The organism is Buchnera aphidicola (Anoecia oenotherae), assembly GCF_005080765.1.
GTDB lineage: Bacteria > Pseudomonadota > Gammaproteobacteria > Enterobacterales > Enterobacteriaceae > Buchnera_E > Buchnera_E aphidicola_AB.
In genome coordinates this window covers 237,056-262,369 of sequence record NZ_CP033012.1, presented here as the reverse complement: position 1 = coordinate 262,369, position 25,314 = coordinate 237,056, and the positions used below count along the sequence as shown (strand labels likewise).

The following is a 25,314-nucleotide window of genomic DNA, read 5'->3' as shown; positions in this document are numbered from 1 at the left end:
TTTACTTTTATAATAAAATACTATTAATTTTATAATTTTCTCTAAAAAACCGTTTTCTTCTATAACATTTATAATACGGAAAATATACACATTTTATGAAAGAAAAAATTTATAAAATTTTTAATACTACGCTAGTTTTAAAAACTTTATCGATGCCTTATCATACCAACGCCAATGGAAAAATTTTTGGTGGATGGATAGTAAGTAAAATAGATATTGGAGGAGCTATTTTAGCTAAAGAAATAACAGGGGGTAACGTTGTAACAGTTAAAATTAGCAAAGTTATATTTTTAAAACCAATTGAAGTAGGTGATTTAATTCATTGTTACGCTCAACCAGTAAAAATTGGAAATAGTTCTATTACTATTAAAGTTAAAGTATGGATTAAAAAAATATGCAATCCCCCTATTGGAAAATATTATTTATCTACTAAAGCTACAATCGTATATGTTGCAATAAACAATCAAGGAAAACCTAGAACTATTCCTCTATTAAGTATTTTATAATATAAAATCTATAAAAATATAAAATACTCGATTAGAAAAAAAATTAATCAATTCAATCTCATACGTTTTTACTTGTTTTTTTTTTAATTAAAAAAAGTTTATTTGTTTTTAACAATACAAATAAAATAATTTAATTAATTTTTGTAAAAATAATTAGTTCTAAAATCAATTATAATTAAGAAATAAAAATTTATTTATTTTTTAATTAAAAAATTTTAAAAATAATTTTATGAAATAAATAAAACATTTATAACACTAGTTAAATACATAAAATTTAAAAAAAAACTATTTATTAATAATAATTAAATCAAATTTAAATTAAATAAAAATGCGAAAAATATACTAATACTATTTTAATATTTTATTATAATTGAAAAAAAAAAATTTTTTCTAGATTTATAAATCTAACTATTTCATATTTATTTTTTTATACAAACCGTTTAAAACATATTTATATTTACATCAGCAGTATTAACTAAATATTTATAATTTTTAATTAAAATTAACTCTATCAGTATTACTGTATATTTAATTTAATATTTAAAAAAATATTTATATTAAGTAAAAGTACAAATAAATATATATCTATTTATAAGCAATTGTTTTTATTAAGTACAATTATGTATTTATTATAAAAAACATCAAAAAAATTTTTTTAAACAATACATTTAGCTTTAATACTTATATTAAATACAACTATCAAGAATTAATTTTATTATGTAAAAAACTATACTATATGTATTTATATTAAGACTTAAAACTAACATATCACTTCATATACATTTTTACCGTATATATATTTTTTTATAATAACACTTATTTTTTTTGTTGATCATAAGCATGATAAGATGATCGTACTAATGGACCACAGAAAGCATTTTTAAATCCAATAGATAAAGCAAATTTTTTAAAAAAATTAAATTCAAACTGAGTAATATAACTTTTTACTTTTAAATGCAAAGATGATGGCTGTAAATATTGTCCTAGAGTTAACATAGTAACCCCATTATTTCTTAAGTCATACAAAACATCTAAAACTTCTTTTTTATTTTCTCCTAATCCCAGCATTAAGCCAGACTTTGTTTCAATATTAGAGTATTTTTTTTTAAATTTTTTTAATAAATTCAAAGACGAAATGTAATCAGCTCCTGGACGAATTTTTTTGTATAATCTAGGAACGCTTTCTATATTATGATTAAAGACATCAGGTAAAGAAAGACCTAAATACTCTATCACTTTATTTTGACAATTCTTAAAATCAGGAACTAAAATTTCAATTTTAATATTTTTTCTTTTTCTTATTTCTTGTATACACTTTACAAAATGTTCAATTCCACCATATTTTAAATCATCTCTAGTCACTGAAGTAATAACTACATACTTTAAATTCATTTTTACTACTACATCTGCTAGCTTTTCCGGCTCTAAAATATCAGGAATAGTTGGTCTTCCTTTTTTTACAGCACAAAATGGGCATTTTCTAGTACAAACAGAACCTAAAATCATAAAAGTAGCAGTATTATTATTAAAACACTCATGCATATTAGGACATAAAGCCTCCTCACATACTGAATGTAACTTATTATTTCTTAAATTTTTCTTAATAATATTTATTTTTTTATAATTCAAAGGAAGCGTTATCTTTAGCCAATTAGGTTTTTTTAATACATTTTTAACATATTTTATTTCTTTTATAATAGGTATATAATTTTTTTTTTGCATAAATTTATAATTTTATATTCAATATAAATAAAACATTATTAAATAATAAACACTTTTTCTAAACGAAAAAATCAAATAAAATATTTAACCTTAAGATAGAATAAATATTCTATATCTTTTTAAAAAAAAACAACATTTCTTCTATTAAAATATTTTTTACCATATTAAAAGTAATATTTGGATTTATATTAAAAACTTGTGTCATAACAATGTTTTTTATTCCACATGGAACAATCAAACTAAATGGATGTAAATTCATTTGTATATTTAAAGCTATCCCATGTAATAAACATCCTTTAATTATTCTAAAACCAAAAGAACATATTTTTTTTTCTTTTACATATATACCTGGATTTTTTCTATTAAAATAAGCGTTAATTTTTAATCTTTTTAAAGTATTTAATACTATGTCTATTACTGCGGTGACAAAAATGCGAAAACTAAATTCATACCTCTTCAAATCCACAAGAAAGTAAATAATCTGTTGACCTGGTCCATGATATGTAATTTTTCCACCACGATTGCTATAAAAAACAGGAATCGTATTATTTTTTAATAAATAATCTTTTTTATATCCAGTTGGACCAGTAGTAAAAACAGGATAATGTTCTGTAAACCATATTTGATCTTTAGTAAAACAATTTCTATGTTTTGTATATTCATACATTTTACAAAACGTATCTTTCCAAACCGTCAAACCTATATCCTGATATGTAACATGTTTACTAAACAAAAATACATTCCTATTTACTGAGATATAAGTTCTATCTTTGTTAAAAAAATAAATAACATGAAATATATTAAAATTAATTTACTATTAATATTATTATATTATTTTAGTAAAAGCAAATATTACACTTTTAACACATAATTCAATACCTAAAGATAATAATAATAACCCCATTATACGGGTTACAACGTTAATACCTGAACTACCAATACTATTAACTATATAAGGTGCAAATTTAAACAATATCCAACAAAACAAGCAAAAAATAAAAATTAAAATTATACAAATAATTGAACTTTCTGTTTCATGATTTTTAGAAGACCACATAATAGTAGAACTAATAGCTCCAGGACCTGCTATTAATGGAATAGCTAATGGTACTACTGCAATATCATTATTATCTACTTTTATCTGTTTATTTTTTTCTTCTTGCGTAGTTTCAACAAATTTTCCATTCACCATAGACATAGCTATCATTATTAATAAAACACCACCAGCAATTCTAAAAGAATTAACTGAAATACCAAAAAAATTCAAAAACCAATTACCAAATAATAAGGAAAGAGATAAAGTAAAAAATACTGAGATATTAGTAATAAAATTTGTTTTATCTCTTTTTTCTTTAGAATAATTATAAGTCATACTCATAAATACTGGAATCATACCTATCGGATTAACTAAAGCTAATAAATTTGCAAAAAATTTTATATAAATAGAAGTATCAAACGTAAAAAAACTCATATTTAATCCTTATAAAAACTGATATCTTTAATAAATAAATAAAACTACATTAACGTTCTAAAAACTTTTTTATATAAAAATTTTATTTTTAAATACTATAAATATTAATTTAAAAAAAAACGTTTAAAATTTTTATCTGCTATATTAAAAACAATTAAACTATATAGAAAATAAATTAAATATATATATACATTTATATATAATATAGAAACACGTTTTTTTTTATTTATATTTATTCAAAAAATAATATTAAATTTTTCTATGTATATTTCTCATACAATAGATTTTTAATTAAGTATTTTTGAACAATATATATGAATATTATTCTGTATTTTTATTCATAAATTTATTATGATAAATAATTTAAACACTATTATCTTTTTTCTAAAACAGGCTTTACTAAAATACTTCTTGTTGTTTCATTAAATTCAGATATTCTAACCTTTAAAAAATTCGATACTCTATATATTTCTTTTCCTCTATAGTACATAATACCTTCTTCTTTATTACATATAACATCATATTTAGAAATATTTAAAAAACTGATAGGTGAAAAAACTGGTGCTCCATTCTCTGTTAATTTACCTCTTATACCGCTTCTTGTAAGATTAACAATCTCCATACTATAAATAGTATCGTTATCATAATTACTATAAAAAAATAAAAAGTATAACCATTCTATAATATCTCTTTCAGCGGTTTTATACCTTCTTTTTCTATTACTCATTAAAGAAATAATTTTGTCTGATGGTTTCTTTACTATTTTTTTTAAAAAAATAGATTTTAATAATCTATGGTTAATCATATCTCCATACTTTCTTATTGGAGAAGTCCAAGTAGCATATTCTCTTAATCCTAAAGCAAAATGAGGTAGCGGAACATTTTTTATCTCACTAAAAGTATGGAATCTACGAATACGATTTTCAACATAATCATTAGAACAACTGTCTAACATTCTTTTTGTTCTACAAAAACCATCAAAAGAATTAATTTCTTGTTCACTAAAATGAATATTAATTTTTTTTAAAATACCTAAAACTTGTTCTGTACTTTTCTTATCAAAACCTTTATGAGTGTTAAATATTCCATAACCTATTTTTTGAGATAAAATAGTTGCTGCACATATATTAGCTAGAATCATTACCTCTTCAATAATTCGATGTGCTATTCTTCTTTTTTCTAATACAATTTTTTGAATTTTTTTATCTTCCGAAAAATAAAATCTAAACTCCGATCTATCTTTAAAGATTAAAGCATTTTTTTTTCTCCATTGTATTCGAGTAGAACACAGTTCTTTTAACCACAGTAATTGCTTCATAATCAAATGATTTTGAGGAGCCCAACCATCTATTTTTTCCAACCAATTAGATACAGATTCATATTCTAACTTTGCTTTAGACTTTATCCATCCTAAAAAAAACATAATACTTTTTTTTAATATATTTCCATTACTGTCAACTTGCATTTCACAAACTAACACGGGCTTTTTTAAATAAGGATGTAAAGAACATGTATCTTCGGCTAATTTTCTAGGAAGCATTGGTATATTAAAACCAGGTAAATAATTAGTAAAACTTCTTTTAAAAGCTATTTTGTCTAATTTACTACCTTCAAGAATATACGCAGTAGGATCAGCTATTGCTACCATAACAAGAAAATTATTTTTTTTTGTTTTTTTTATATAAACAGCATCATCAATATCTTTCGTAGACGAATTATCTATAGTAAAAAAATCTAAAGATGTTAAATCCTTTCTTGTTAAAGAATAATCAAATGCAATATCAGAATCATTCATTAATGGTTCGTTTATTTCTAAATTATGACGTTTTAATGTGACGATCCAAGGCAAAAAAGCATTATTTTTTTTAGAAACAAAATCAATTATTTCTGCTCTAAAACAAGATTCTCCCCGCAATTTATGCTGTACTAATTCAGCTATAACCCAATCTCCATCTTCAAAAGAAGGTACAATTTTTTTACTATAAGAACAAATAATAGGTGTCTTTAAGTATGGATAATCTGGAATAATAAAAAATTTATTATGTTTTTTTTGAAAACAACCAATAAACTTTTTTAGAAAAGGTTCTATTAATTTTTCTGGTTCAACTATTTCTCTGTTTTTTTCTAATTTTACTTTAGCTATAATACGATCTCCATTCATCACTCTTTTCATTTGATATGGAGGAATAAAATAACTAACAGCAGAATCAACTTCTAAAAAACCAAATCCCTTTTCTGTACTTTTTATAATTCCTTCAACTCTGGTTGCTTTGTTATGTAATTTTTGCTTTAATTGGACTAATAATGGATTATTATAAAACATATGTAAAACCTAATTTTTTTAGAATTTGTTAAAAACATACAATACGTTATTTACTATAAAAACATGTAAATATAGTATATATATACTATTTTTTTCGATTTAAATAATGTTATTAATATATAAAAAATTATTAATTTAATGTTAATTGTAATAATTGATATTTTTTAAAAAAATACTTTTTACCTATATAATGCATTTGTAAATATATCCTTAAAAAAATCATCTATAAAATATAATCGTTATTATTTATAGTTAGAAAATTCACTAAACCCATTATCAGTATAAATAATTTGACCTGTAACTGAAGAAGATAATTTAGAGCACAAAAAAACAGCTATATTACCTATATCATGCGAAGTAACAATATTATTTTTAATAGAGGAAGATACATAATCTTTATATATTTTTCTAAAACCTGTTATTCCTGAAGAAGAAAGAGTGACAATGGGTGGTACTGAAATGGCATTTACTCGAACAAAATTTTTTTTCATATAAAACGCCATATATTTTACATTAGCTTCAAGAGAAGCCTTTGCAATACCCATAACATTATAATTAGGTATAACTTTGTTAGATCCTATATAAGTTAAAGTCACTAAAGAAGAATATGTATTTAACATATTTCTAAATACTTTTGCTAAAGCTACAAAGCTATACGAACTTATATTATGAGCTATATAAAAACCTTTTCTAGTTATGGATTCTATATAATCTCCAGATAATTCAGATTTTTTAGCTTTAGCAATACAATGTATTATTCCATCAAAAGAATTCCAATATAAAGACAAATTTTTTTTTAATCTATTAATACTAACATCATCACCGACATTACAGCGTAATAGTATATTTGAATCAATTGTTGTAATTAATTTTTTTATTTTTTTTTTATTAAACTATTATGGTAAGTAAATGCTAATTTAGCATCATGCGACTTCATAACTTTAGCTATTCCAAATGCTATTGATCTTTTATTTTTAATACCAGTAATCAAAAATTTTCTTCCAGACAGCAATTTCATTTATATCTTTCTCAATGAGTGTTCGGTAGTTATCGAATAGACAAAATTTTTTTGTTCTATAAACACAAAATACTATTTATGATCTTAAAAAATTTAACTAGTATTTAATTAGAAATAATTATAAAATTAAAATATTAATTCTTGTAATATACATGCAGTACTAAAAAATAATTTATTTAAATCATTTTTAATAAAATTTAATTTTTAATATTAATAAAAACTTTTTTTGTAATTTTTCTATAAATTAGAAAAAATATTTTATATTTATATATTATTTTTTTTAAAAAAATGTTTATTGTTTATAACAAAAATTAAATTATACTTCATATATATATATTTAATTTTATATATATATTTTAAATACTCATTTTTTATATATAAAAAAATAAAATATATAAATATTATATATTTTCTACAAGAATCGAAGATTTCCCTATATAATTTTTAGGAGTTAAATTAAGTAATTTCATTTTTATATCGTGAGGTAAATTTAAATTTTTAATAAAATTATGAATAATGTCTTTATTAATTTTTTTTCCTCTTGTCATAGTTTTTAATTTTTCATAAGAATTTTTTATTCTATGAGCTTTCATTATAGTTTGAATCGGTTCAGCTAAAATAGACCAGTTATTATTTAAATCTTTATCTATATTTTTTATATTAATTGTTATTCGATTCAATCCTAGTAAAAAAGAAGAGTAAGCAAGAACGGAATAACCAACTGCCACTCCTATATTACGTAATACTGTTGAATCACTTAAATCTCTTTGTAATCTAGAAATTGGTAATTTTTCAGACATATATACCATTAATGAATTAGCTAAACCTATATTTCCTTCAGAATTCTCAAAATTTATCGGATTAATTTTATGTGGCATAATAGATGATCCAACTTCTTGGTCAATTAGCTTCTGTTTAAAATAACCAAAAGAAATATACATCCATAAATCTCGATTTAAATCTAATAAAATATTATTAAATCTTATAATGCAATGAAATAATTCTGCTATATAATCATGCGGTTCATTCTGAGCAGTATAGGGATTCCATTCTAATCCCAAACTAGTTACAAACCTTCGGCTAATTTTAATCCAATTAACTTCTGGATGAGCAAAATAATGAGCATTATAATTTCCAGTAGTTCCGTTAAATTTAGCTAAAATATTAATTTTTTTTAATTGATATATTTGTTTTTTTATCCTCATATAAAATATAAAAAATTCTTTTCCTAAAGTAGACGGAGTAGCAGGTTGTCCATGTGTTCTACATAAAATAGATATATCTTTATATTTAAAAGATAAGTTTTTGATAAATTTAGCAATTTTTATCCAAAAACTAAGAAAAATATTTTTCTTAACTTCATTTATCATAAGTCCATAAGAAATATTATTAATATCTTCTGAAGTACATCCAAAATGAACATATTCAATTATATGACAAAAATACTGATTTTTTAACAATTTGTTCCGTAAAAAATATTCTACTGCCTTTACATCATGTTTAATAACATTTTCTATTTTTTTTATCTCACAAGCATCTGCTTCATTAAAATTTATAACAATATCGTTTAAAAAACTAAATACTTCTTTTTTTGAATAATTAATATTAAGTATTTTGTTAATGTTTAATAAATTTTTAATCCAACTCACTTCTACAAACAATTTATTTTTTAGAAAAGCATACTCACTAAAAATACTTCTCACTTCATTTAATTGATCTTTATATCTTCCATCTAAAGGGGAAATAGAATACAAGGATGATTTACATACCATAATACCTTTTCTCCTATTCTCACAGTTTTATAATTAATATATATATATATTTTTTCTATTTTCTATTAATATAAAAAAAATTTGTTTTATCTATTAAATTACTTTAAGAATTCTAAATAGAATTAAATTTCAGTTTAACATATTAAACAATATTTAACAGAATAAAATATTAGACTTCTACAAATGCATATAAATTATATATTTAATTTTTAAAAATTTTAAATTTTTTTTTAAAATTCTATTTTATATATAAATTATACTACTTATGTAACATAAAACCTCTTTTAATCACTCCTCCACCTAAACATATATGCTTATCATAAAAAACCGCAGATTGACCAGAACAAATTGCTAGAACAGGTTCACTAAATCTAACTTCTACTAGATGACTAGATATTACTTGAACTTTAGAATATACATCTAACTGTCGATATCTAGTTTTTACCGTACAATTAAATGTTTTATTTACTGGATTTTTATTTATCCATACTACATTTATTACTATTATACCTGTATAAATCAAGGATATATTATTATTCCCTTGAACAACAAATAATATATTTTTTTTAACATCTTTTTTAAAAACATACCATGCTTTACCATTACCTTTAGAAATACCACCTATCTTTAATCCTCTTCTTTGTCCTATAGTATAATTTTGTAATCCACTGTGAATTCCAATTACTTGACCTTTTTTAGATATAATATTACCTGGACTGCTTTTTATAAATCTACTTAAGAAATTAGTAAATTTTTTAGGTCCAATAAAACAAATTCCCATGGAATCTTTTTTTTTAGCAACAACTTGGACATATTTTTTTGCTATTATTCTAACTTGTCTCTTTTTTAAGTTTCCAATAGGAAATAAACATTTAGATAATTGAAATTGATTTAAATGATATAAAAAGTAACTTTGATCTTTATGATCATCTATTCCACGTAACAAAAAAAATTTTTTTTTTCTCTCTACTCTTCGAACATAATGTCCTGTTGCCATAAAATCAGCTTTTAAATTAAACAGAACAAAATTCAATAATTCTTTAAATTTGATTTCTTTGTTGCACAAAACGTCAGGATTAGGAGTTATTCCGGTTTTTAGCAAATTGATAAATTTTTTAAAAACATTATTCCAATATTCTTCTGCAAAATTTATTTTATGTAATAGTATTCCTATACTATCGCATACTGCTTGCGCATCTTTTAAATCCTTCCACGATGCACAATAACCATCGTGATGGTTATCGTCTTCTTCCCAATTTTTCATAAATATCCCTTCTACATTATATCCCTTCTTATTTAATAACCAAGTGGTTACAGATGAATCTACTCCACCTGACATAGCAACTACTATTTTTATATTTTTTTTTTTCATAATTTAATCTTACTAAAAAAAATACGATTGATATTCTATTATTTACAGCTAATTTTTAGTGTAACAAATGCATTACAATGTAACATCGTCACATATACAGTATGTTCTTATCTAAAAAAAAATTAAATACATTTATTATATATATATATATTTTATTAAAAATCTAATTTTATATATTACGTATGAATACGCCTAATATATAATAGTACATATATTTATATTATTTATAATCAACTGTGTATCAAAAACATTTTTTAACCATATAAAATATAACTCCATTGTTATAAACTTATACTATTAAAAATTTGAAATAACTTTTTTATATTAAACCATTAATACTAAAAATTTATATATAAAAAAAATTAAAATTTGCTATATAATATATTTATAAATTTTTTTTAAACGGAATTTAATCTGTAAAAATGAAAAATATAAGAAACTTTTCTATTATAGCTCATATCGATCATGGAAAATCTACTCTTTCTGATAGATTTATTCAAAAATGTGGAGGACTCTCTGAAAGAGAAATGTCTTCTCAAGTTTTAGATACTATGGATTTAGAAAAAGAAAGAGGAATTACAATAAAAGCTCAAAGTGTTTCGATCTTTTATACGGATAAAAATGAAAAAAAATTTAATTTAAACTTTATTGATACACCAGGACATGTTGATTTTTCTTACGAAGTTTCTAGATCTTTATCTGCTTCTGAAGGAGCATTACTAATAGTAGATTCTTCTCAGGGAGTTGAAGCTCAAACAATTGCAAATTGTTATACTGCTGTAGATATGGGTTTAATAGTCATCCCAGTTTTAAATAAAATTGATCTTCCTACTGCAGATGCTACAAGGGTAGAAAAAGAAATAGAAAATATAATTGGAATATCTTGTAAGAATTCTATAAAATGTTCAGGAAAAACAGGGATAGGAATTGATTCACTACTAGAATCAATTATTAATAATATACCATGTCCAAAAGGAAATATCGATTCCCCGCTTCAAGCTTTAGTAATTGATTCTTGGTTTGATAATTACCTTGGAATAGTTTCATTAATACGAGTTAAAAATGGATCAATTAAAAAAGGTTCAAAAATTAGAATTATGAGTTCTAGTAAAACATATTTTGTAGAAGAACTAGGAATTTTTACTCCGAAAAAAATCACAAAAAATATGTTAATATGTGGAGAAATAGGATGGATTATATGTGGAATAAAAAAAATACACTCCATATTAGTAGGAGATACTATTACTTTAGATCATTATCCAGCTCTTTTACCGTTATCCGGATTTAAAAAAATAAAACCACAAATATATGCTGGTATGTATCCAACACAATCTGATCAATTTCTCTATTTTAAAGAAGCATTACAAAAATTATCACTTAATGACGCTTCTTTGTTTTATGAAACTGATAACTGTTCCGCTTTAGGATTTGGATTTAGATGTGGATTTTTAGGATTACTACATATGGAAATAATTCAATCCCGTTTAGAACGAGAATATGGATTAAATCTAATATCAACAGCTCCAACAGTAATTTACGAAATATTATTGCACAATAACAAAATTATATATTTAGATAACCCATCTAAATTTCCTAATAAAACAATGATTAAAGAATTACGAGAACCTATAGCAGAATGCAATATTCTATTACCAAAAAAATATTTAGGAAATGTCTTATCTCTATGTTCAGAAAAAAGAGGAAAACAAAAAAATATGGTTTTTCATAATCGTCAAATTTCTCTAACATATGAAATACCTTTATCTGAAATTGTTTTTAATTTTTTTGATCGACTAAAATCTATTTCCAGTGGTTATGCTTCTTTAGAATATAGTTTTATTAAATTTAAAAAATCTAATTTAGATAGATTAGATATTTTAATTAATTCAGAAAAAATAGATGCTTTATCTTTAATAATACATAAAAAAAATTCTTTCAATCAAGCAAAAAAAATTGTTAAAAAAATGAAAGATCTTATTCCTAGACAACAATTCAATATTGCTATTCAGGCTTCTATTGGTAATAATATAATAGCTAGATCCACAATAAAACAACTTAGAAAAAATGTCATCGCTAAATGCTATGGAGGAGATATTACAAGAAAAAAAAAATTATTAGAAAAACAAAAACGTGGAAAAAAAAGAATGAAAAATATAGGTAATGTAGACATTCCTCAAGAAGCATTTTTTTCAATATTAAAAATTAACTAAATTATTTTATAAAAGGATAAAAATGATAAATATACCTAATTTATTATTATTTATAGTTTTGTTTACTGGAATAGCACTTTTCATTGATAAATTTATTTTATATAAAGATTCAGAAAAAGAAGTAAACAAAAATAAAAACATGTTTGCTATTTTTTTTAAAAAAAATATCAGTTTTTTTTCTTCTTTTTTCTATGTTTTTTTATTAGTATTTATAGTAAGATCTTTTTTGTTTGAACCTTTTTATATACCATCAACGTCAATGAACCCTACTCTACTAGAAGGAGATTTTATATTAGTAAAAAAATATTGTTACGGAATTAGAAATCCAATAAATAATAATATCATGATCTCTACTAACATTCCACATAGAGGTGATATTGTTGTATTTCAATACCCACAAAACCATCATATAAACTTTGTAAAAAGAGTAATAGGAATTCCAGGAGACTACATTAAATACAGCAATAAAAAAAAACAACTAATTATTTATTCTAAAGATCACAATAATATATATTCAAACATACAGGTTCATTATAATAGTTTAAAAAATTCTAAGTATGAAAAATTAAAACTTTATTCTAACAAAAATAATGTCTTTTTAAATGATTCAAATAATTATCAAAAATTATTAGATCATGTGTTTACTATGGAAGAAAATCAAGAAACTATCAATAATAGTTCTCATAAAATTTTAATCAATAGATTATTAGAAGATGATGTAAAATTGTACTATAAACAAAACAAAGTAGTCGCTGGAGAATGGATTGTTCCTAAATCACACTATTTTGTTATGGGAGATTATAGAGATAATAGCTTAGATAGTAGATATTGGGGTTTTATATCAGAAAAAGAACTTATTGGACAAGCAAACATAATCTGGATGAGTATAGAAAAAATAAAAAATATATGGCCTATACACTTTAGATTTAATAGAATCGGATTAATTCATTAAATTATTGTTAACTATATATATTTTAAAAAAAAATATTTAAATTTATAAATTCTAAAACTAACGATGAATAATTAATTTTAAATCGTAAATTAATATATTTATATTTAATAAAATCTAAACTGGTATTGCATGAATTATAATGTAACTAACAAGCTTCAAAAAATGATTGGATATACTTTCAATCAAAAAAAAATTTTAGAACAAGCTCTTACTCACCGCAGTGCTAGTTCTGTTCATAACGAACGACTAGAGTTCTTAGGAGATTCTATACTTAGTTTCGTTATTACTAATGAACTATATAATAATTTTCCTACTGTAAATGAAGGTGACATGAGTAGAATGAGAGCCACTTTAGTGCGTGGTAAAACATTAGTAGAAATAGCTAATGAATTTAATTTAGGCCAATATTTACAATTAGGACAAGGAGAACTTAAAAGCGGAGGAATACGTAGAGAATCTATTCTTGCAAACACTGTAGAAGCAATTATAGGAGGCGTTTTTTTAGATAGTAATATACATATTATTAAAAATTTAATATTAAAATGGTATAAATATCGTTTAAAAAAATTAAACCCTAATCATACACAAAAAGATTCTAAAACTAGATTACAAGAATATTTGCAATCTAAACATCTACCACTTCCTTCTTATTTTGTTACAAATGTATTCGGTGAATCACATAATCAAATTTTTACTATAAACTGCAAAATTAGTACTGTTAAAAGCAATATAATTGGAATAGGTAAAAGTAGAAGAAAAGCAGAACAATCTGCCGCTCAAAGCGCATTATATAAACTGGGGATGGAGTGAATACTAAAAAAAAATGCTGTGGAAAAATTTTAATTTTAGGAAGAGCTAATACTGGAAAATCAACACTATTTAATAAACTTTTAGAAAAAAAATTATCCATTGTATCAAAAAAAAAAAATACAACAATTAAAAATATAATAGGTGCAAAAATAAGTTTAAATATTAAATATATATTTATAGACACACCAGGAATTTATAGTTCTAATGAAACCTATTTAAAAAGAATAAATAAAAATATTCAACATGTTCAACTTATTCTTTTTATAGTAGAAAAAACCATTTGGACAACATACGATGAAGAAATATATAAATATATTAAAAACAAAAATGTACCTATTATTATCATAATAAATAAGATAGATCTTTGTAAAAATAAACAAATTTTATTACCATACATAAATTTTATTCAAAAAAAAATTAATCCTGTATCTATATTTCCTATATCGGCAAAAAAAGACTATCAATTTTCTATACTATTGAATAATATTAAAAAGTTTTTACCCGAAACAAATTATATAAATAAAAAAAATATAGAAAATATTAAAAGTAATAAATACATGTATACTGAACTTATTAGAGAAACTCTATTTCATTATTTAAATAAAGAAATTCCATACAAAATTTACGTAAAAATGTGTAAATTATATGTACTACCTAATAAAGAAAAAATAATATACGTTAATATTATAACATCCAATAAAAATTATAAAAAAATTATAATAGGAAAAAATGGAAATAAAATAAAGTGCATTTCTATTATGTCTAGAAAAAAAATAGAAGATTTTTTTAAAGAAAAGACACATGTAATATTAAAAATAGTTTTTTTTAAAAATGTCTAACATATAAATAAAAACCAATATTTAACTATATAAAATATAAACTAAATATTCATTTATATTAAATTTAAAAAAATATTTATAGAAGAATTAGAGAAAAATATGAGTATATTAGGAATTGGAATAGACGCGGTAGAAATAAAACGTATTCAAATATTAGTTAAAAATATGAAAACTAAATTAGCACATAGAATATTATCTAATCATGAACTAAAAAATTATTTTTTAACAAATAATACATCTATATTTTTAGCAAAACATTTTGCAGTGAAGGAAGCTGCTGCTAAAGCATTAGGAATAGGTATACAAAACGGAATTTTTTTTAATAACTTTGAATTATATACAGAAAAACTAGGAAAACCTAAAATGCGTTTACTACATAATGCAAAATTAATACAAAAAAAATTTAATATAAAATATATACATGTTTCTATAACAAAAGAAAAGAATTATATTCATGCTTTAGTAATTTTAGAAAAATAACAACACATTAATTAAACACAACTATTACATATTTATATTCTCTTTTTTTTAAAAAAATTTAAAATAATATGCTTACATATATATGAAAATACACCTTTTTTAATTTGTAAAGAAGAAGTTGTATTTTTTTCTTTATATTTATATAAAAAATTATATAATACATCTATTTTTGTATTTGAAGCACCATATACTAACCTTTTAACACGTCCATTTATTATAGCTCCTAGACACATCATACACGGTTTTAAAGTGACATACAGTGTTGTCTCTAATAACCTATAGTTTTTTATTTTTTTTCCTCCTTCTCTTAAAGCTAAAATTTCTGCATGAGAAGTAGGATCATAATTACAAATAGATTTATTATATCCACTACCAATTATTTTTCTATCCAGAACTAATACAGCCCCAACAGGAACTTCTCCGTTTTTTTCAGCTAACTTTGCCAATTTTATAGCATGCTTCATCCAAACATAGTCAAAATTAAACATCTATAATCCTATTTTTTAGGAAAAATATTTTTTTTAAAAATCAAAATTTATTATTATTCTTTAATAATCTTTCTTTTTGCCGATTCCACTCTCTTTCTTTTGTACATTTTCGTTTATCATACTTACTTTTCCCTTTTGCTAATCCTAAAAGTACTTTACACCATGCTCTTTTCCAAAATAATGATAAAGCTATGATAACAGCCTTTTCTCGACTCATTTTTCCATATAAAAAACTTATTTCTTTTTTATGTAACAGTAATTTTCTATCTCGCATAAGATCATATTGAATATGAGATTCTAAAGTAATAACAGGATTAAACCTAGAACCAAACAAAAACATTTCTTCATTTCGAAAGACAACATAACTATTTTCAATATTTATTTGTTTTTTTCTTAAAGATTTTACTTCCCATCCCTGTAAACATAAACCAGCTTCTATTTTTTTCTCAATAAGATACAAATGCTTAGCTTTTTTATTTAAAGATATGAAACTATCTTTTATTTTTTTTTTCATATTTTATATTTTAATAATTAATTTTAATTAAATTAAATTAAATTGTTTATAATATATTTATAAAAATTATTTTGTAATTTATGGCATGATTATGATTTTTTCACATAATATAATTAATAATATAACGTGTATTATATGTATCTAAATATCTGATTATAACTAAATAAAAAAAACCACTTTACTATAAAACAAGAAGGTGTGTAAATTCACGATGATCCTAAATAATTTATATAACACACCTTCTCTACAAGAAGTAGATGTTAACTATTCTTTGCTACTATTACCATAGCTGGTCTTAATAATCTTCCATTTAATAAATAACCATTTTGTACAATTGATAATACATAATTATCTTTAATAGAATTAGATTTTTGTATAGATATTGCTTGATGAATATTTGGATTAAATTCTACATTTGTAGAATTAATAATATCTACTTTGAATTTTTTTATTGTCAACAATAACGATTGTAAAACACATTTCAATAAATTTTTAATAGATGGTTTTTTTTTATCTTGTGTTTCTATTAATAAACTATAGGCTCGTTCTAAACTATCTATAATTGGTAAAATTTCAAAAATTATTTTTTTTAAAGAAAATTTATTTTCTTTTTCTAAAATAATCTTTTTTCTATTGAAATATTGTTCTTCATCATTTATTAAATGACTCTTTTTTTCAATTAATTTTTTTTCTAATTTTAATAACTTACTTTGTAATTCATGAAGTAAAAAATTACTGTCGTATTTTATGTCATTATTATTTACGTTATTTTTTATTGTTATATCATTTGCTTCATGGTTGTTTAAATTTTTTTTATCAATATTATTATTAGACATTTTTTTATCTTTTTAGTCATAATTTTCTATTTTAGAGAATAATTTTAGATATATAATCTATATATCATATAAATCAATGTTTAATATTTAAAAAAAGTAACTCTAATTATTATTACTTTATGTAATAACATAAAATATAAACTAAAACATACTTTTGTAACTGTTAGAGAATAATTTTTTTTGATAAAAAACATTAAATCAAACTATATAACTACTAATTTTTACTTTTCATATTCTACCATTAAAAAATATTGCATATATATGTTTATACAATTTAAACATCAATCAATCACACAATGGTGGAACATATAATAAATCCATATCCCATGGCTGCTCAATCCATGTACTTTGAGATATATCTACTACATAACGATCAACTAAACGTTTCCCCATCGGTTTAGCAAAAATAGTAACAAAATATAATTTTGGATAAGTTTCTTTTATTATTTTAGCAGTAGCACCAGTATCTACTAAATCATCGACTATTAAAAAATCTTTTTTAATTTCTTTAGGTTCTTTTATAACTACAATATTGTTTTTTTTATCATGTTCATAACTAGAAATACAAATAGTATCTACGAAACGTATATTTAACTCTCTAGCTAATAAAGCTGCAGGAATTAATCCTCCTCTACTAACTGCAAGAACACCTTTCCATTTTTTTATTAATTTTAATTGTGTAGCAAGCTTTCGACCATACATCTGCAACATATCCCACGTAACAATGTATTTTTTATTCATAAAAGATGTTCCTAATCTTTAAAAAAAACAAAAAAAAGCTGGATTTAGTTATATTTAATTTAAATAAAAACCGTACTAACTATATACTTTTTCATAAATTATTTTTAGAAAATATTAATTTTTATAAAAATAATTTTTCATTCATAATTGTAATATATACAATAAAAACAATATATTTCTTACTGATACTAAAAATATATTTAATTCTTTTAAAAATTATTTAATAATACTATTTTTCATTTTTATCTCTATTAAATATATTAATATATGAATAATTTTTATATGTATTTCTTGAATTCTATCTGCATAACCAATATAAGGTACACAAATTTCTATATTTGCTATCCCTTTCACTTTTCCTCCATTATTCCCTGTTAAAACTATAACTTTCATATTTTTTTTATAGGCTGACTTAATAGCTTTTAAAATATTTTCAGAATTTCCTGACGTAGTAATAGCTAATAAAACATCTCCTTCTTTTCCTAACGTTGAAATAAATCTAGAAAAAACATAATTATATCCTATATCGTTAGATACACAGGTAAAATAACTTGAATCAGAAATAGATATAGCTGGATACCCTTTTCGTATCTTTCTATAACAACCAGTTAGTTCTTCAGCAAAATGCATAGCATCACAATGTGACCCTCCATTCCCACATGAAATTACTTTCTTTCCTTTTTTAAAAGAATCAACTATTATATCAGCAGATAATTCAATTTTTTTAATATAAGACTCATTTTTTAAAATTTTTTCTAATAGATTTAAAGAAGACTCTAATTCTTTTTTAATAATTCGTTCATACATGTAATAAAACCCTTAACTTTTATTTTCTTATATATAATAAACATTTTAATCTTAAATAAAATTATTTCAATAAAATCAAATTTATTTAATATAAAAGGAATATAAATTTTTATATATAAAAATAATATAATAATTAATATTAACTGATATATTAATAATATCAATATATTTTATATTCTATTACAACGTAATGAAACACTGTTATTTTTCTTCAGGAAGGATATAAAATACAATATTTTGTTTTAAAATACTTTTTTATTCGAATCAATATTGTACTTCACGGTGCGGACGGGGCTCGAACCCGTGACCCTCGGCGTGACAAGCCGATATTCTAACCTACTGAACTACCGCACCAAAAATTTTTTACTTATAAATTATCTTTAGTTTAAAAGATAATAGATTTAAAAAAATTAGTCAAGATCTTTATGATCTTTTAATAAACTTTTTTCATAAAACGTAAATAATCCTTATTACTATTGATTTCTTTCTTGTTTGCTAAAATTACTATAAATTTATGCTTTATATCATGTTTTAGCTTTAATTTAATTTTATGATTATTATCAAAACATATATTTTTTTGATAACTTGTCATTTTTAAATATACTTTAGCAAGTAATTGTGAATCTAATAAAGCACTATGTAATTTTCTATTTTTATTTTCTATCTTGTACCTATCGCACAAAACATTCAAATTATTTTTTTTTCCTGGAAACAAATTTCTAGCTATTGATAAAGAATCTATTATTTTATAATTTTTTTCTATATTTTTAATATGGTAATTTGCAATTTTTAATTCATAATTTATAAAAGCTATATCGAACATTGCATTATGAATGATTAAATTTGAATTCTTTATAAAAGAAAAAAATGTTTTAATAGCATCTTTAAATTTAGGTTTGTTATATAAAAATTTTTCAGAAATTCCATGAATTTTATAAGCAGAATCATCTATTCTTCTATCTGGTTTTAAATAAGTATGAAAAATTTTCCCTGTAATATTTCTATTGAATATTTCTATACATGATATTTCTATAATTCTATGTCCTTTATAAAAACATCCTTTACTATTCATACCTGTTGTTTCTGTATCTATAACAATTTCTCTTTTCATTATCGTGTTCATCGTATATATATTAAAATAAACTAATTATTTAACAATAAAATAAAATTAATGAATAAATCAATTATACTATTTACAGATGGTTCCTGTTTAGGAAATCCTGGTCCAGGAGGATATAGTGCTATTTTATATTATAAAAAACATAGAAAAATATTAACAGCAGGATTCTATAAGACTACTAATAATCGCATGGAGTTAATGGCTGTAATAGTAGGTTTGAAAGCTTTAAACGAATCTTGTAATGTTTCTATATATACTGATAGCCAATATGTTAAAAAAGGCACCAATATTTGGATCAAACAGTGGAAAAAAAAAGGATGGTTTACTCCAAATAAAAAAAAAATTAAAAATATAGATTTATGGATTAAACTTAATCAAGTTCTAAATCTACATAATACTACATGGATATGGATTAAATCGCACAGTGGAAATACAAAAAACGAATTATGTGATAAAATAGCCAAAAAATCAGCAAAAAATCCAAAATTTACAGATTATAATTACAAATAAATGATATATATATATATATTAATATTGATGTATATATATATTTATTTATGTTTAAAACTATCAAGCAAACAATTTAGGTGTATTATGATATTTTATGTTCGATCTTTAAAAAATAATTATATTTGGATTTTAAGTAAAAAAGAAAACTGTATTATAGTAGATCCTGGAGAATCATTTAATGTTTTAAACTTTATAAAAAAAAAAAAATTAATACTAAATGCTATTTTACTAACTCACTATCATCAAGATCATGTTTTTGGGGTTAAAGATATCATATTGTTATATCCAAATATTCCAATTTATGGACCAATAGAAACTAAAAAATCAGGAACTAATACGTATGTATTTAACAATGACATAATAAATATTATGAATGTAAATATACTAGTATTACATACACCAGGACACACAAAAGGACACGTTTCTTATTTTGTTAAACCATATTTTTTTTGTGGAGATACTCTATTTTCCGGAGGTTGTGGGTATACTAAATATGAAAATTTATTAGATATGTTCAATTCATTAAAATTAATAAGCCAACTACAAAATAATACTGCAATTTTTTGTTCTCATGAATATACAAAATCTAATATAGAATTTTTTTGTTCTATATTAAAAAAAAATAAAACATTAAAGAAATATTTAAAATTTATAGAAAATAAAAAAAGAACAATACCTACAATTTTAAAAAAAGAAAAAACCATAAATATATTTCTATGTACTTACAAAAGAGAAATAAAAAAAAATATTTTTCCTAAATTAAATGTTTCTACGTTTGATCTTTTTAGATATTTAAGAATTAAAAAAAATAATAAGTAAATATATAAAAATTGGAGCTAAGCGGGATTGAACCGCTGACCTCCTGCGTGCAAGGCAGGCGCTCTCCCATCTGAGCTATAACCCCATATTTTCAATATATATGCAAAAATTTTCTTTTTAAAAATAAAATATACATACATATATATGTATACATATATATATATATATTATATTTTACATGCTAGTCTTGGTAGGCCTGAGTGGACTTGAACCACCGACCTCACCCTTATCAGGGGTGCGCTCTAACCAACTGAGCTACAAGCCTTTATCTTATAACGAAAAAGGCAATCAGAAAATTTGTGTGGGCACTACAAAAATAAGTAAAATTCTGTAAGGAGGTGATCCAACCGCAGGTTCCCCTACGGTTACCTTGTTACGACTTCACCCCAGTCATGAATCACAAAGTGGTAAGCTCCATCCGGATAAATCTGGTTAAGATACTTGCTTCTTTTGCAACCCACTCCCATGGTGTGACGGGCGGTGTGTACAAGGCCCGGGAACGTATTCACCGTGGCATTCTGATCCACGATTACTAGCGATTCCGACTTCGTGGAGTCGAGTTGCAGACTCCAGTCCGGACTACGATACACTTTATGAGGTTTGCTTACCTTTACAGGGTTGCTTCTCTTTGTATGTACCATTGTAGCACGTGTGTAGCCCTGGTCGTAAGGGCCATGATGACTTGACGTCGTCCCCACCTTCCTCCGGTTTATAACCGGCAGTCTCTCCTGAGTTCCCAGCATAACCTGATGGCAACAGAAGATAAGGGTTGCGCTCGTTGCGGGACTTAACCCAACATTTCACAACACGAGCTGACGACAGCCATGCAGCACCTGTCTCATAGTTCCCTAAGGCACCCTCTTATTTCTAAGAGGTTCTATGGATGTCAAGACCAGGTAAGGTTTTTCGCGTTGCATCGAATTAAACCACATGCTCCACCGCTTGTGCGGGCCCCCGTCAATTCATTTGAGTTTTAGCCTTGCGGCCGTACTCCCCAGGCGGTCGACTTAACGCGTTAGCTTCGGAAGCCATATATCTTAGAAACAACTTCCAAGTCGACATCGTTTACAGCATGGACTACCAGGGTATCTAATCCTGTTTGCTCCCCATGCTTTCGCACCTCAGTGTCAGTTATCACTTAGGAGGTCGCTTTCGCCACAGGTATTCCTCCAGATATCTACGCATTTCACCGCTACACCTAGAATTCTACCTCCCTCTATGAAACTCTAGTTTTTTAGTTTCAAATGCAGTTCCTAGGTTAAGCCTAGGGATTTCACATCTGACTTAAAAAACCACCTACGTGCTCTTTACGCCCAGTAATTCTGATTAACGCTAGCACCCTCCGTATTACCGCGGCTGCTGGCACGGAGTTAGCCGGTGCTTCTTTTGTAAATAACGTCAAAAACAAAAGGTGTTATCTCTTATTTCTTCTTCTCTACTGAAAGTACTTTACAACCCTAAGGCCTTCTTCATACACGCGGCATAGCTGCATCAAGCTTTCGCTCATTGTGCAAGATTCCCCACTGCTGCCTCCCGTAGGAGTCTGGACCGTGTCTCAGTTCCAGTGTGGCTGGTTATCCTCTCAGACCAGCTAGAGATCGTAGCCTTGGTAAGCTATTACCTTACCAACAAGCTAATCTCATCTGGGCTCATCCAAAAGCGTAAGGTCTATTAAAGATCCCCTACTTTGGTTTTTCAACATTACGCGGTATTAGCTACCGTTTCCAGTAGTTATCCCCCTCTTTAGGGTAGATTCCCAGATATTACTCACCCGTTTGCCGCTCGCCGACAAAAACCGAAGTTTTTTCGATGCCGCTCGACTTGCATGTGTTAAGCTTGCCGCCAGCGTTCAATCTGAGCCATGATCAAACTCTTCAATTGTAAAAAATAATTCTTAAAACTAAATTTCTTTGACTTAATTTAGCGTGCCCACACAAATTTTCTGATATTTTTTTAAAGAGCGAAACCATATAAACTTTTTATAGATTACTAATCTTTTAGCATTTTGTCAACATTTTTTTAAAGTAAAATTAAAAAAACACTCCTTATTTAACTTGAATTTAGTTTTTATCAAAATAAAATTCCGTTATACACTATTAATTATTTTCTTATTTTCATTTTTTTGTTAATATTTTAAAGACTTCTATTTATTAATTTAAATAAAAAACTAATTTTTACTTATTTTTATAAGACTATTTTTAGTTTACAATATATATATATATATATTAAATATATTTGGAAATATATGAACATTCAAAAATTGCTTCAAAAAAAAATAAAACAATCTTTTTTAAGAAACAAAATTCCTAAACATTTTAATCCTATTATTCAATGTGTAACTAACAAACTAAATGTACATTATCAAATAAACGGTATTATACAAATTGCTAATATACTTAAAAAAAATCCATCTGAATTAGCAAAAAACATTATAAATATGAGTGAATTAAAAAAAATATGTTCAAAAATTACCGTTTCTCATCCTGGATTTATTAATTTAACTTTAAATGTGCAATGGATCCAGGAAAATTTAGAAAAATCATATAAATGTTTTAGATTAAATATTTCTTATACTAATCCAAAAACTGTCATAATTGACTATTCATCTCCAAATGTAGCAAAGGAAATGCATGTTGGACACCTACGATCTACTATTATCGGAGATTCTACAGCAAGAATATTAGAATTCTTAGGAGATAAAGTTATTCGAACTAATCATATCGGAGATTGGGGAACACAATTCGGAATGCTTATTGCTTATTTACAAAACAAAAAAAAAGATCATGTATTAAAAAATATTTCTTTAGAAAAACTTGAAAAATACTATAAAAAAGCAAAATTAAAATTTAATGAAGAAAAAAGTTTCTTAAAAAAATCAAAAAAAACTGTTGTTTTACTCCAATCTGGAAATTCGTATATTACTAAAATATGGAAAACACTAGTAGATATAACTATAAAAGAAAATCAATCAATATATGATCAACTTGGTGTATCTCTAAAAAAACAACATATCTTAGGAGAAAGTTTTTACAACAAACTACTACCTTCTATAATTAATGATTTATTAAAACGAAAAATAGCCGTAATCAAAAAAGGTTCAGTAATCATCTTTCTAAAAGAACTAAAAAATAAATTAGGAGATGATATGGGGGTAATTATGCAAAAATCAGATGGTGCATTTTTATATATATCAACAGACGTTGCCTGTCTAAAATACAGATTCAATGATCTAAAAGCAGATAGAATAATATATTATGTAGATAGCAGACAAAAACAACACTTTCAACAAATAGAAATAATATGTAAAAAATCAGGATATATACCAAATAATTTTAACATAGAACATCATATTTTTGGAATGATGTTATCTAATGACAATAAACCTTTCAAAACTAGATCTGGAAAAAATATAAAACTAACTAAATTAATACACGAATCTATAGAAAGAGCTAAAGTGATTATTAAACAAAAGAATCCTAATTTATTAGGTAAAAAATTAGATAAAACAGCTCATGTAATAGGAATAGGTGCTCTTAAATACGCTGATCTTTCTAAAAACAGAAAAATGAATTATGTTTTCAACTGGAATAATATGCTTCGTTTTGAAGGAAATACAGCATTATATATACAGTACGCCTATACAAGAATATTATCTATATTTAAAAAAAATAAAATTTATCCATTTAATTTAAAAAATGATATTATTCTTTTAGAAAATCAAGAAATAATTTTAGGAATACAACTTTTACAATTTGAAGAAATTTTGTATTCTGCTTCAAAAAATGGGATTCCAAATATTATATGTTCATACTTATACCGTCTATCTGTTTCATTTTCTCACTTTTATGAAAACTACCCCATTTTTTCAGAAAATAAAATACATATAAAATACAGTAGACTAAAACTATCTGCACTAATTGCAAAAACAATAAAAATAGGATTATCTTTATTAGGCATAGAAACAGTAGATTATATGTAACTATTTCTAATAAATACATTTTTAC

The 25,314-nt window shown here is 23.9% G+C and carries 21 protein-coding genes, 3 tRNA genes, 1 rRNA gene and 1 pseudogene; 9 read left to right on the top strand and 17 right to left on the bottom strand.

From position 1 onward, the window contains the following. Positions 1-95: 95 nt before the first annotated feature. Positions 96-506, top strand: a complete 411-nt coding sequence (yciA, locus tag D9V65_RS01075) for an acyl-CoA thioester hydrolase YciA (RefSeq protein ID WP_158341744.1) — start codon at positions 96-98, stop codon at positions 504-506. Positions 507-1,322: 816 nt separating this feature from the next. Here the strand turns inward: yciA and lipA are convergent. The 7 genes and pseudogenes from lipA to mnmA all read right to left on the bottom strand — a co-directional run bounded on the left by lipA (position 1,323) and on the right by mnmA (position 10,184). Next, positions 1,323-2,228 (bottom strand): lipoyl synthase, encoded by a 906-nt coding sequence (lipA, locus tag D9V65_RS01070; protein ID WP_158341743.1) that lies wholly within the window; start codon positions 2,226-2,228, stop codon positions 1,323-1,325. Positions 2,229-2,337: 109 nt separating this feature from the next. Further along, a complete protein-coding gene (gene lipB / locus D9V65_RS01065; protein WP_261978542.1) occupies positions 2,338-2,961 on the bottom strand; it encodes a lipoyl(octanoyl) transferase LipB in 624 nt (207 codons plus the stop codon). A 93-nt stretch (positions 2,962-3,054) separates the two neighbouring features. Further along, complete coding sequence (locus D9V65_RS01060) at positions 3,055-3,699, bottom strand: YchE family NAAT transporter (RefSeq protein WP_158341742.1); 645 nt, start codon at positions 3,697-3,699, stop codon at positions 3,055-3,057. A 373-nt stretch (positions 3,700-4,072) separates the two neighbouring features. Further along, positions 4,073-6,022, bottom strand: coding sequence for an exoribonuclease II (locus D9V65_RS01055; RefSeq protein WP_158341741.1), 1,950 nt, complete (start codon positions 6,020-6,022; stop codon positions 4,073-4,075). 242 nt (positions 6,023-6,264) lie between these two features. Then, positions 6,265-7,040: pseudogene (locus tag D9V65_RS01050) on the bottom strand (enoyl-ACP reductase). A 401-nt stretch (positions 7,041-7,441) separates the two neighbouring features. Next, positions 7,442-8,812, bottom strand: a complete 1,371-nt coding sequence (gene purB / locus D9V65_RS01045; protein WP_158341740.1) for an adenylosuccinate lyase — start codon at positions 8,810-8,812, stop codon at positions 7,442-7,444. Positions 8,813-9,071: 259 nt separating this feature from the next. Then, the gene (gene mnmA, locus D9V65_RS01040; RefSeq protein WP_158341739.1) at positions 9,072-10,184 is read right to left on the bottom strand and encodes a tRNA 2-thiouridine(34) synthase MnmA; all 1,113 of its coding nucleotides are present in this window, start codon (positions 10,182-10,184) and stop codon (positions 9,072-9,074) included. A gap of 422 nt (positions 10,185-10,606) precedes the next feature. Between mnmA and lepA the strand changes: the two genes are divergently transcribed. From lepA to acpS, 5 genes are all read left to right on the top strand, one after another. Then, the gene (gene lepA / locus D9V65_RS01035; protein WP_158341738.1) at positions 10,607-12,394 is read left to right on the top strand and encodes a translation elongation factor 4; all 1,788 of its coding nucleotides are present in this window, start codon (positions 10,607-10,609) and stop codon (positions 12,392-12,394) included. A gap of 22 nt (positions 12,395-12,416) precedes the next feature. After that, positions 12,417-13,346, top strand: coding sequence for a signal peptidase I (gene lepB, locus D9V65_RS01030; protein ID WP_158341737.1), 930 nt, complete (start codon positions 12,417-12,419; stop codon positions 13,344-13,346). A 129-nt stretch (positions 13,347-13,475) separates the two neighbouring features. Beyond that, the gene (gene rnc, locus D9V65_RS01025; protein WP_158341736.1) at positions 13,476-14,156 is read left to right on the top strand and encodes a ribonuclease III; all 681 of its coding nucleotides are present in this window, start codon (positions 13,476-13,478) and stop codon (positions 14,154-14,156) included. Further along, positions 14,153-14,995, top strand: coding sequence for a GTPase Era (gene era / locus D9V65_RS01020; RefSeq protein WP_158341735.1), 843 nt, complete (start codon positions 14,153-14,155; stop codon positions 14,993-14,995). The genes rnc and era overlap by 4 nt, the downstream gene beginning before the upstream one ends. A 99-nt stretch (positions 14,996-15,094) precedes the next feature. Beyond that, the gene (acpS, locus tag D9V65_RS01015) at positions 15,095-15,475 is read left to right on the top strand and encodes a holo-ACP synthase (protein WP_158341734.1); all 381 of its coding nucleotides are present in this window, start codon (positions 15,095-15,097) and stop codon (positions 15,473-15,475) included. Between the two features lie 32 nt (positions 15,476-15,507). Here acpS and tadA read toward each other — a convergent pair whose 3' ends face one another. The 7 genes from tadA to dnaQ form a co-directional block, all read right to left on the bottom strand. Continuing rightward, positions 15,508-15,963: a tRNA adenosine(34) deaminase TadA gene (gene tadA / locus D9V65_RS01010; protein ID WP_158341733.1), complete on the bottom strand. Its 456-nt coding sequence runs from the start codon at positions 15,961-15,963 to the stop codon at positions 15,508-15,510. A 40-nt stretch (positions 15,964-16,003) separates the two neighbouring features. Next, positions 16,004-16,477 (bottom strand): SsrA-binding protein SmpB, encoded by a 474-nt coding sequence (gene smpB, locus D9V65_RS01005; protein WP_158341732.1) that lies wholly within the window; start codon positions 16,475-16,477, stop codon positions 16,004-16,006. 260 nt (positions 16,478-16,737) lie between these two features. Next, complete coding sequence (gene grpE / locus D9V65_RS01000) at positions 16,738-17,313, bottom strand: nucleotide exchange factor GrpE (RefSeq protein WP_158341731.1); 576 nt, start codon at positions 17,311-17,313, stop codon at positions 16,738-16,740. Between the two features lie 285 nt (positions 17,314-17,598). After that, on the bottom strand, positions 17,599-18,054 hold the full coding sequence (gene gpt, locus D9V65_RS00995; protein WP_158341730.1) for a xanthine phosphoribosyltransferase: 456 nt from the start codon (positions 18,052-18,054) through the stop codon (positions 17,599-17,601). A 216-nt stretch (positions 18,055-18,270) separates the two neighbouring features. Next, on the bottom strand, positions 18,271-18,861 hold the full coding sequence (gene lpcA / locus D9V65_RS00990; RefSeq protein WP_158341729.1) for a D-sedoheptulose 7-phosphate isomerase: 591 nt from the start codon (positions 18,859-18,861) through the stop codon (positions 18,271-18,273). Between the two features lie 280 nt (positions 18,862-19,141). After that, positions 19,142-19,215, bottom strand: a tRNA-Asp gene (locus tag D9V65_RS00985). Positions 19,216-19,294: 79 nt separating this feature from the next. Beyond that, complete coding sequence (gene dnaQ, locus D9V65_RS00980) at positions 19,295-19,972, bottom strand: DNA polymerase III subunit epsilon (RefSeq protein ID WP_261978541.1); 678 nt, start codon at positions 19,970-19,972, stop codon at positions 19,295-19,297. 60 nt (positions 19,973-20,032) lie between these two features. On the opposite strand from dnaQ, the gene rnhA reads away from it, so the two are divergent. Next, a complete protein-coding gene (gene rnhA, locus D9V65_RS00975; protein ID WP_158341727.1) occupies positions 20,033-20,491 on the top strand; it encodes a ribonuclease HI in 459 nt (152 codons plus the stop codon). Positions 20,492-20,575: 84 nt separating this feature from the next. Further along, entirely contained in the window at positions 20,576-21,310 is a 735-nt protein-coding gene (gene gloB, locus D9V65_RS00970) for a hydroxyacylglutathione hydrolase (RefSeq protein ID WP_187305768.1), read from the top strand. Positions 21,311-21,322: 12 nt separating this feature from the next. Here the strand turns inward: gloB and D9V65_RS00965 are convergent. The 3 genes from D9V65_RS00965 to D9V65_RS00955 form a co-directional block, all read right to left on the bottom strand. Further along, a tRNA-Ala gene (locus tag D9V65_RS00965) sits at positions 21,323-21,395 on the bottom strand. A gap of 103 nt (positions 21,396-21,498) precedes the next feature. Further along, a tRNA-Ile gene (locus tag D9V65_RS00960) sits at positions 21,499-21,575 on the bottom strand. Between the two features lie 66 nt (positions 21,576-21,641). Next, positions 21,642-23,191 (bottom strand): 16S ribosomal RNA (locus D9V65_RS00955). 364 nt (positions 23,192-23,555) lie between these two features. On the opposite strand from D9V65_RS00955, the gene argS reads away from it, so the two are divergent. Further along, positions 23,556-25,289 (top strand): arginine--tRNA ligase, encoded by a 1,734-nt coding sequence (gene argS, locus D9V65_RS00950; RefSeq protein WP_158341725.1) that lies wholly within the window; start codon positions 23,556-23,558, stop codon positions 25,287-25,289. Positions 25,290-25,314: the final 25 nt, after the last annotated feature.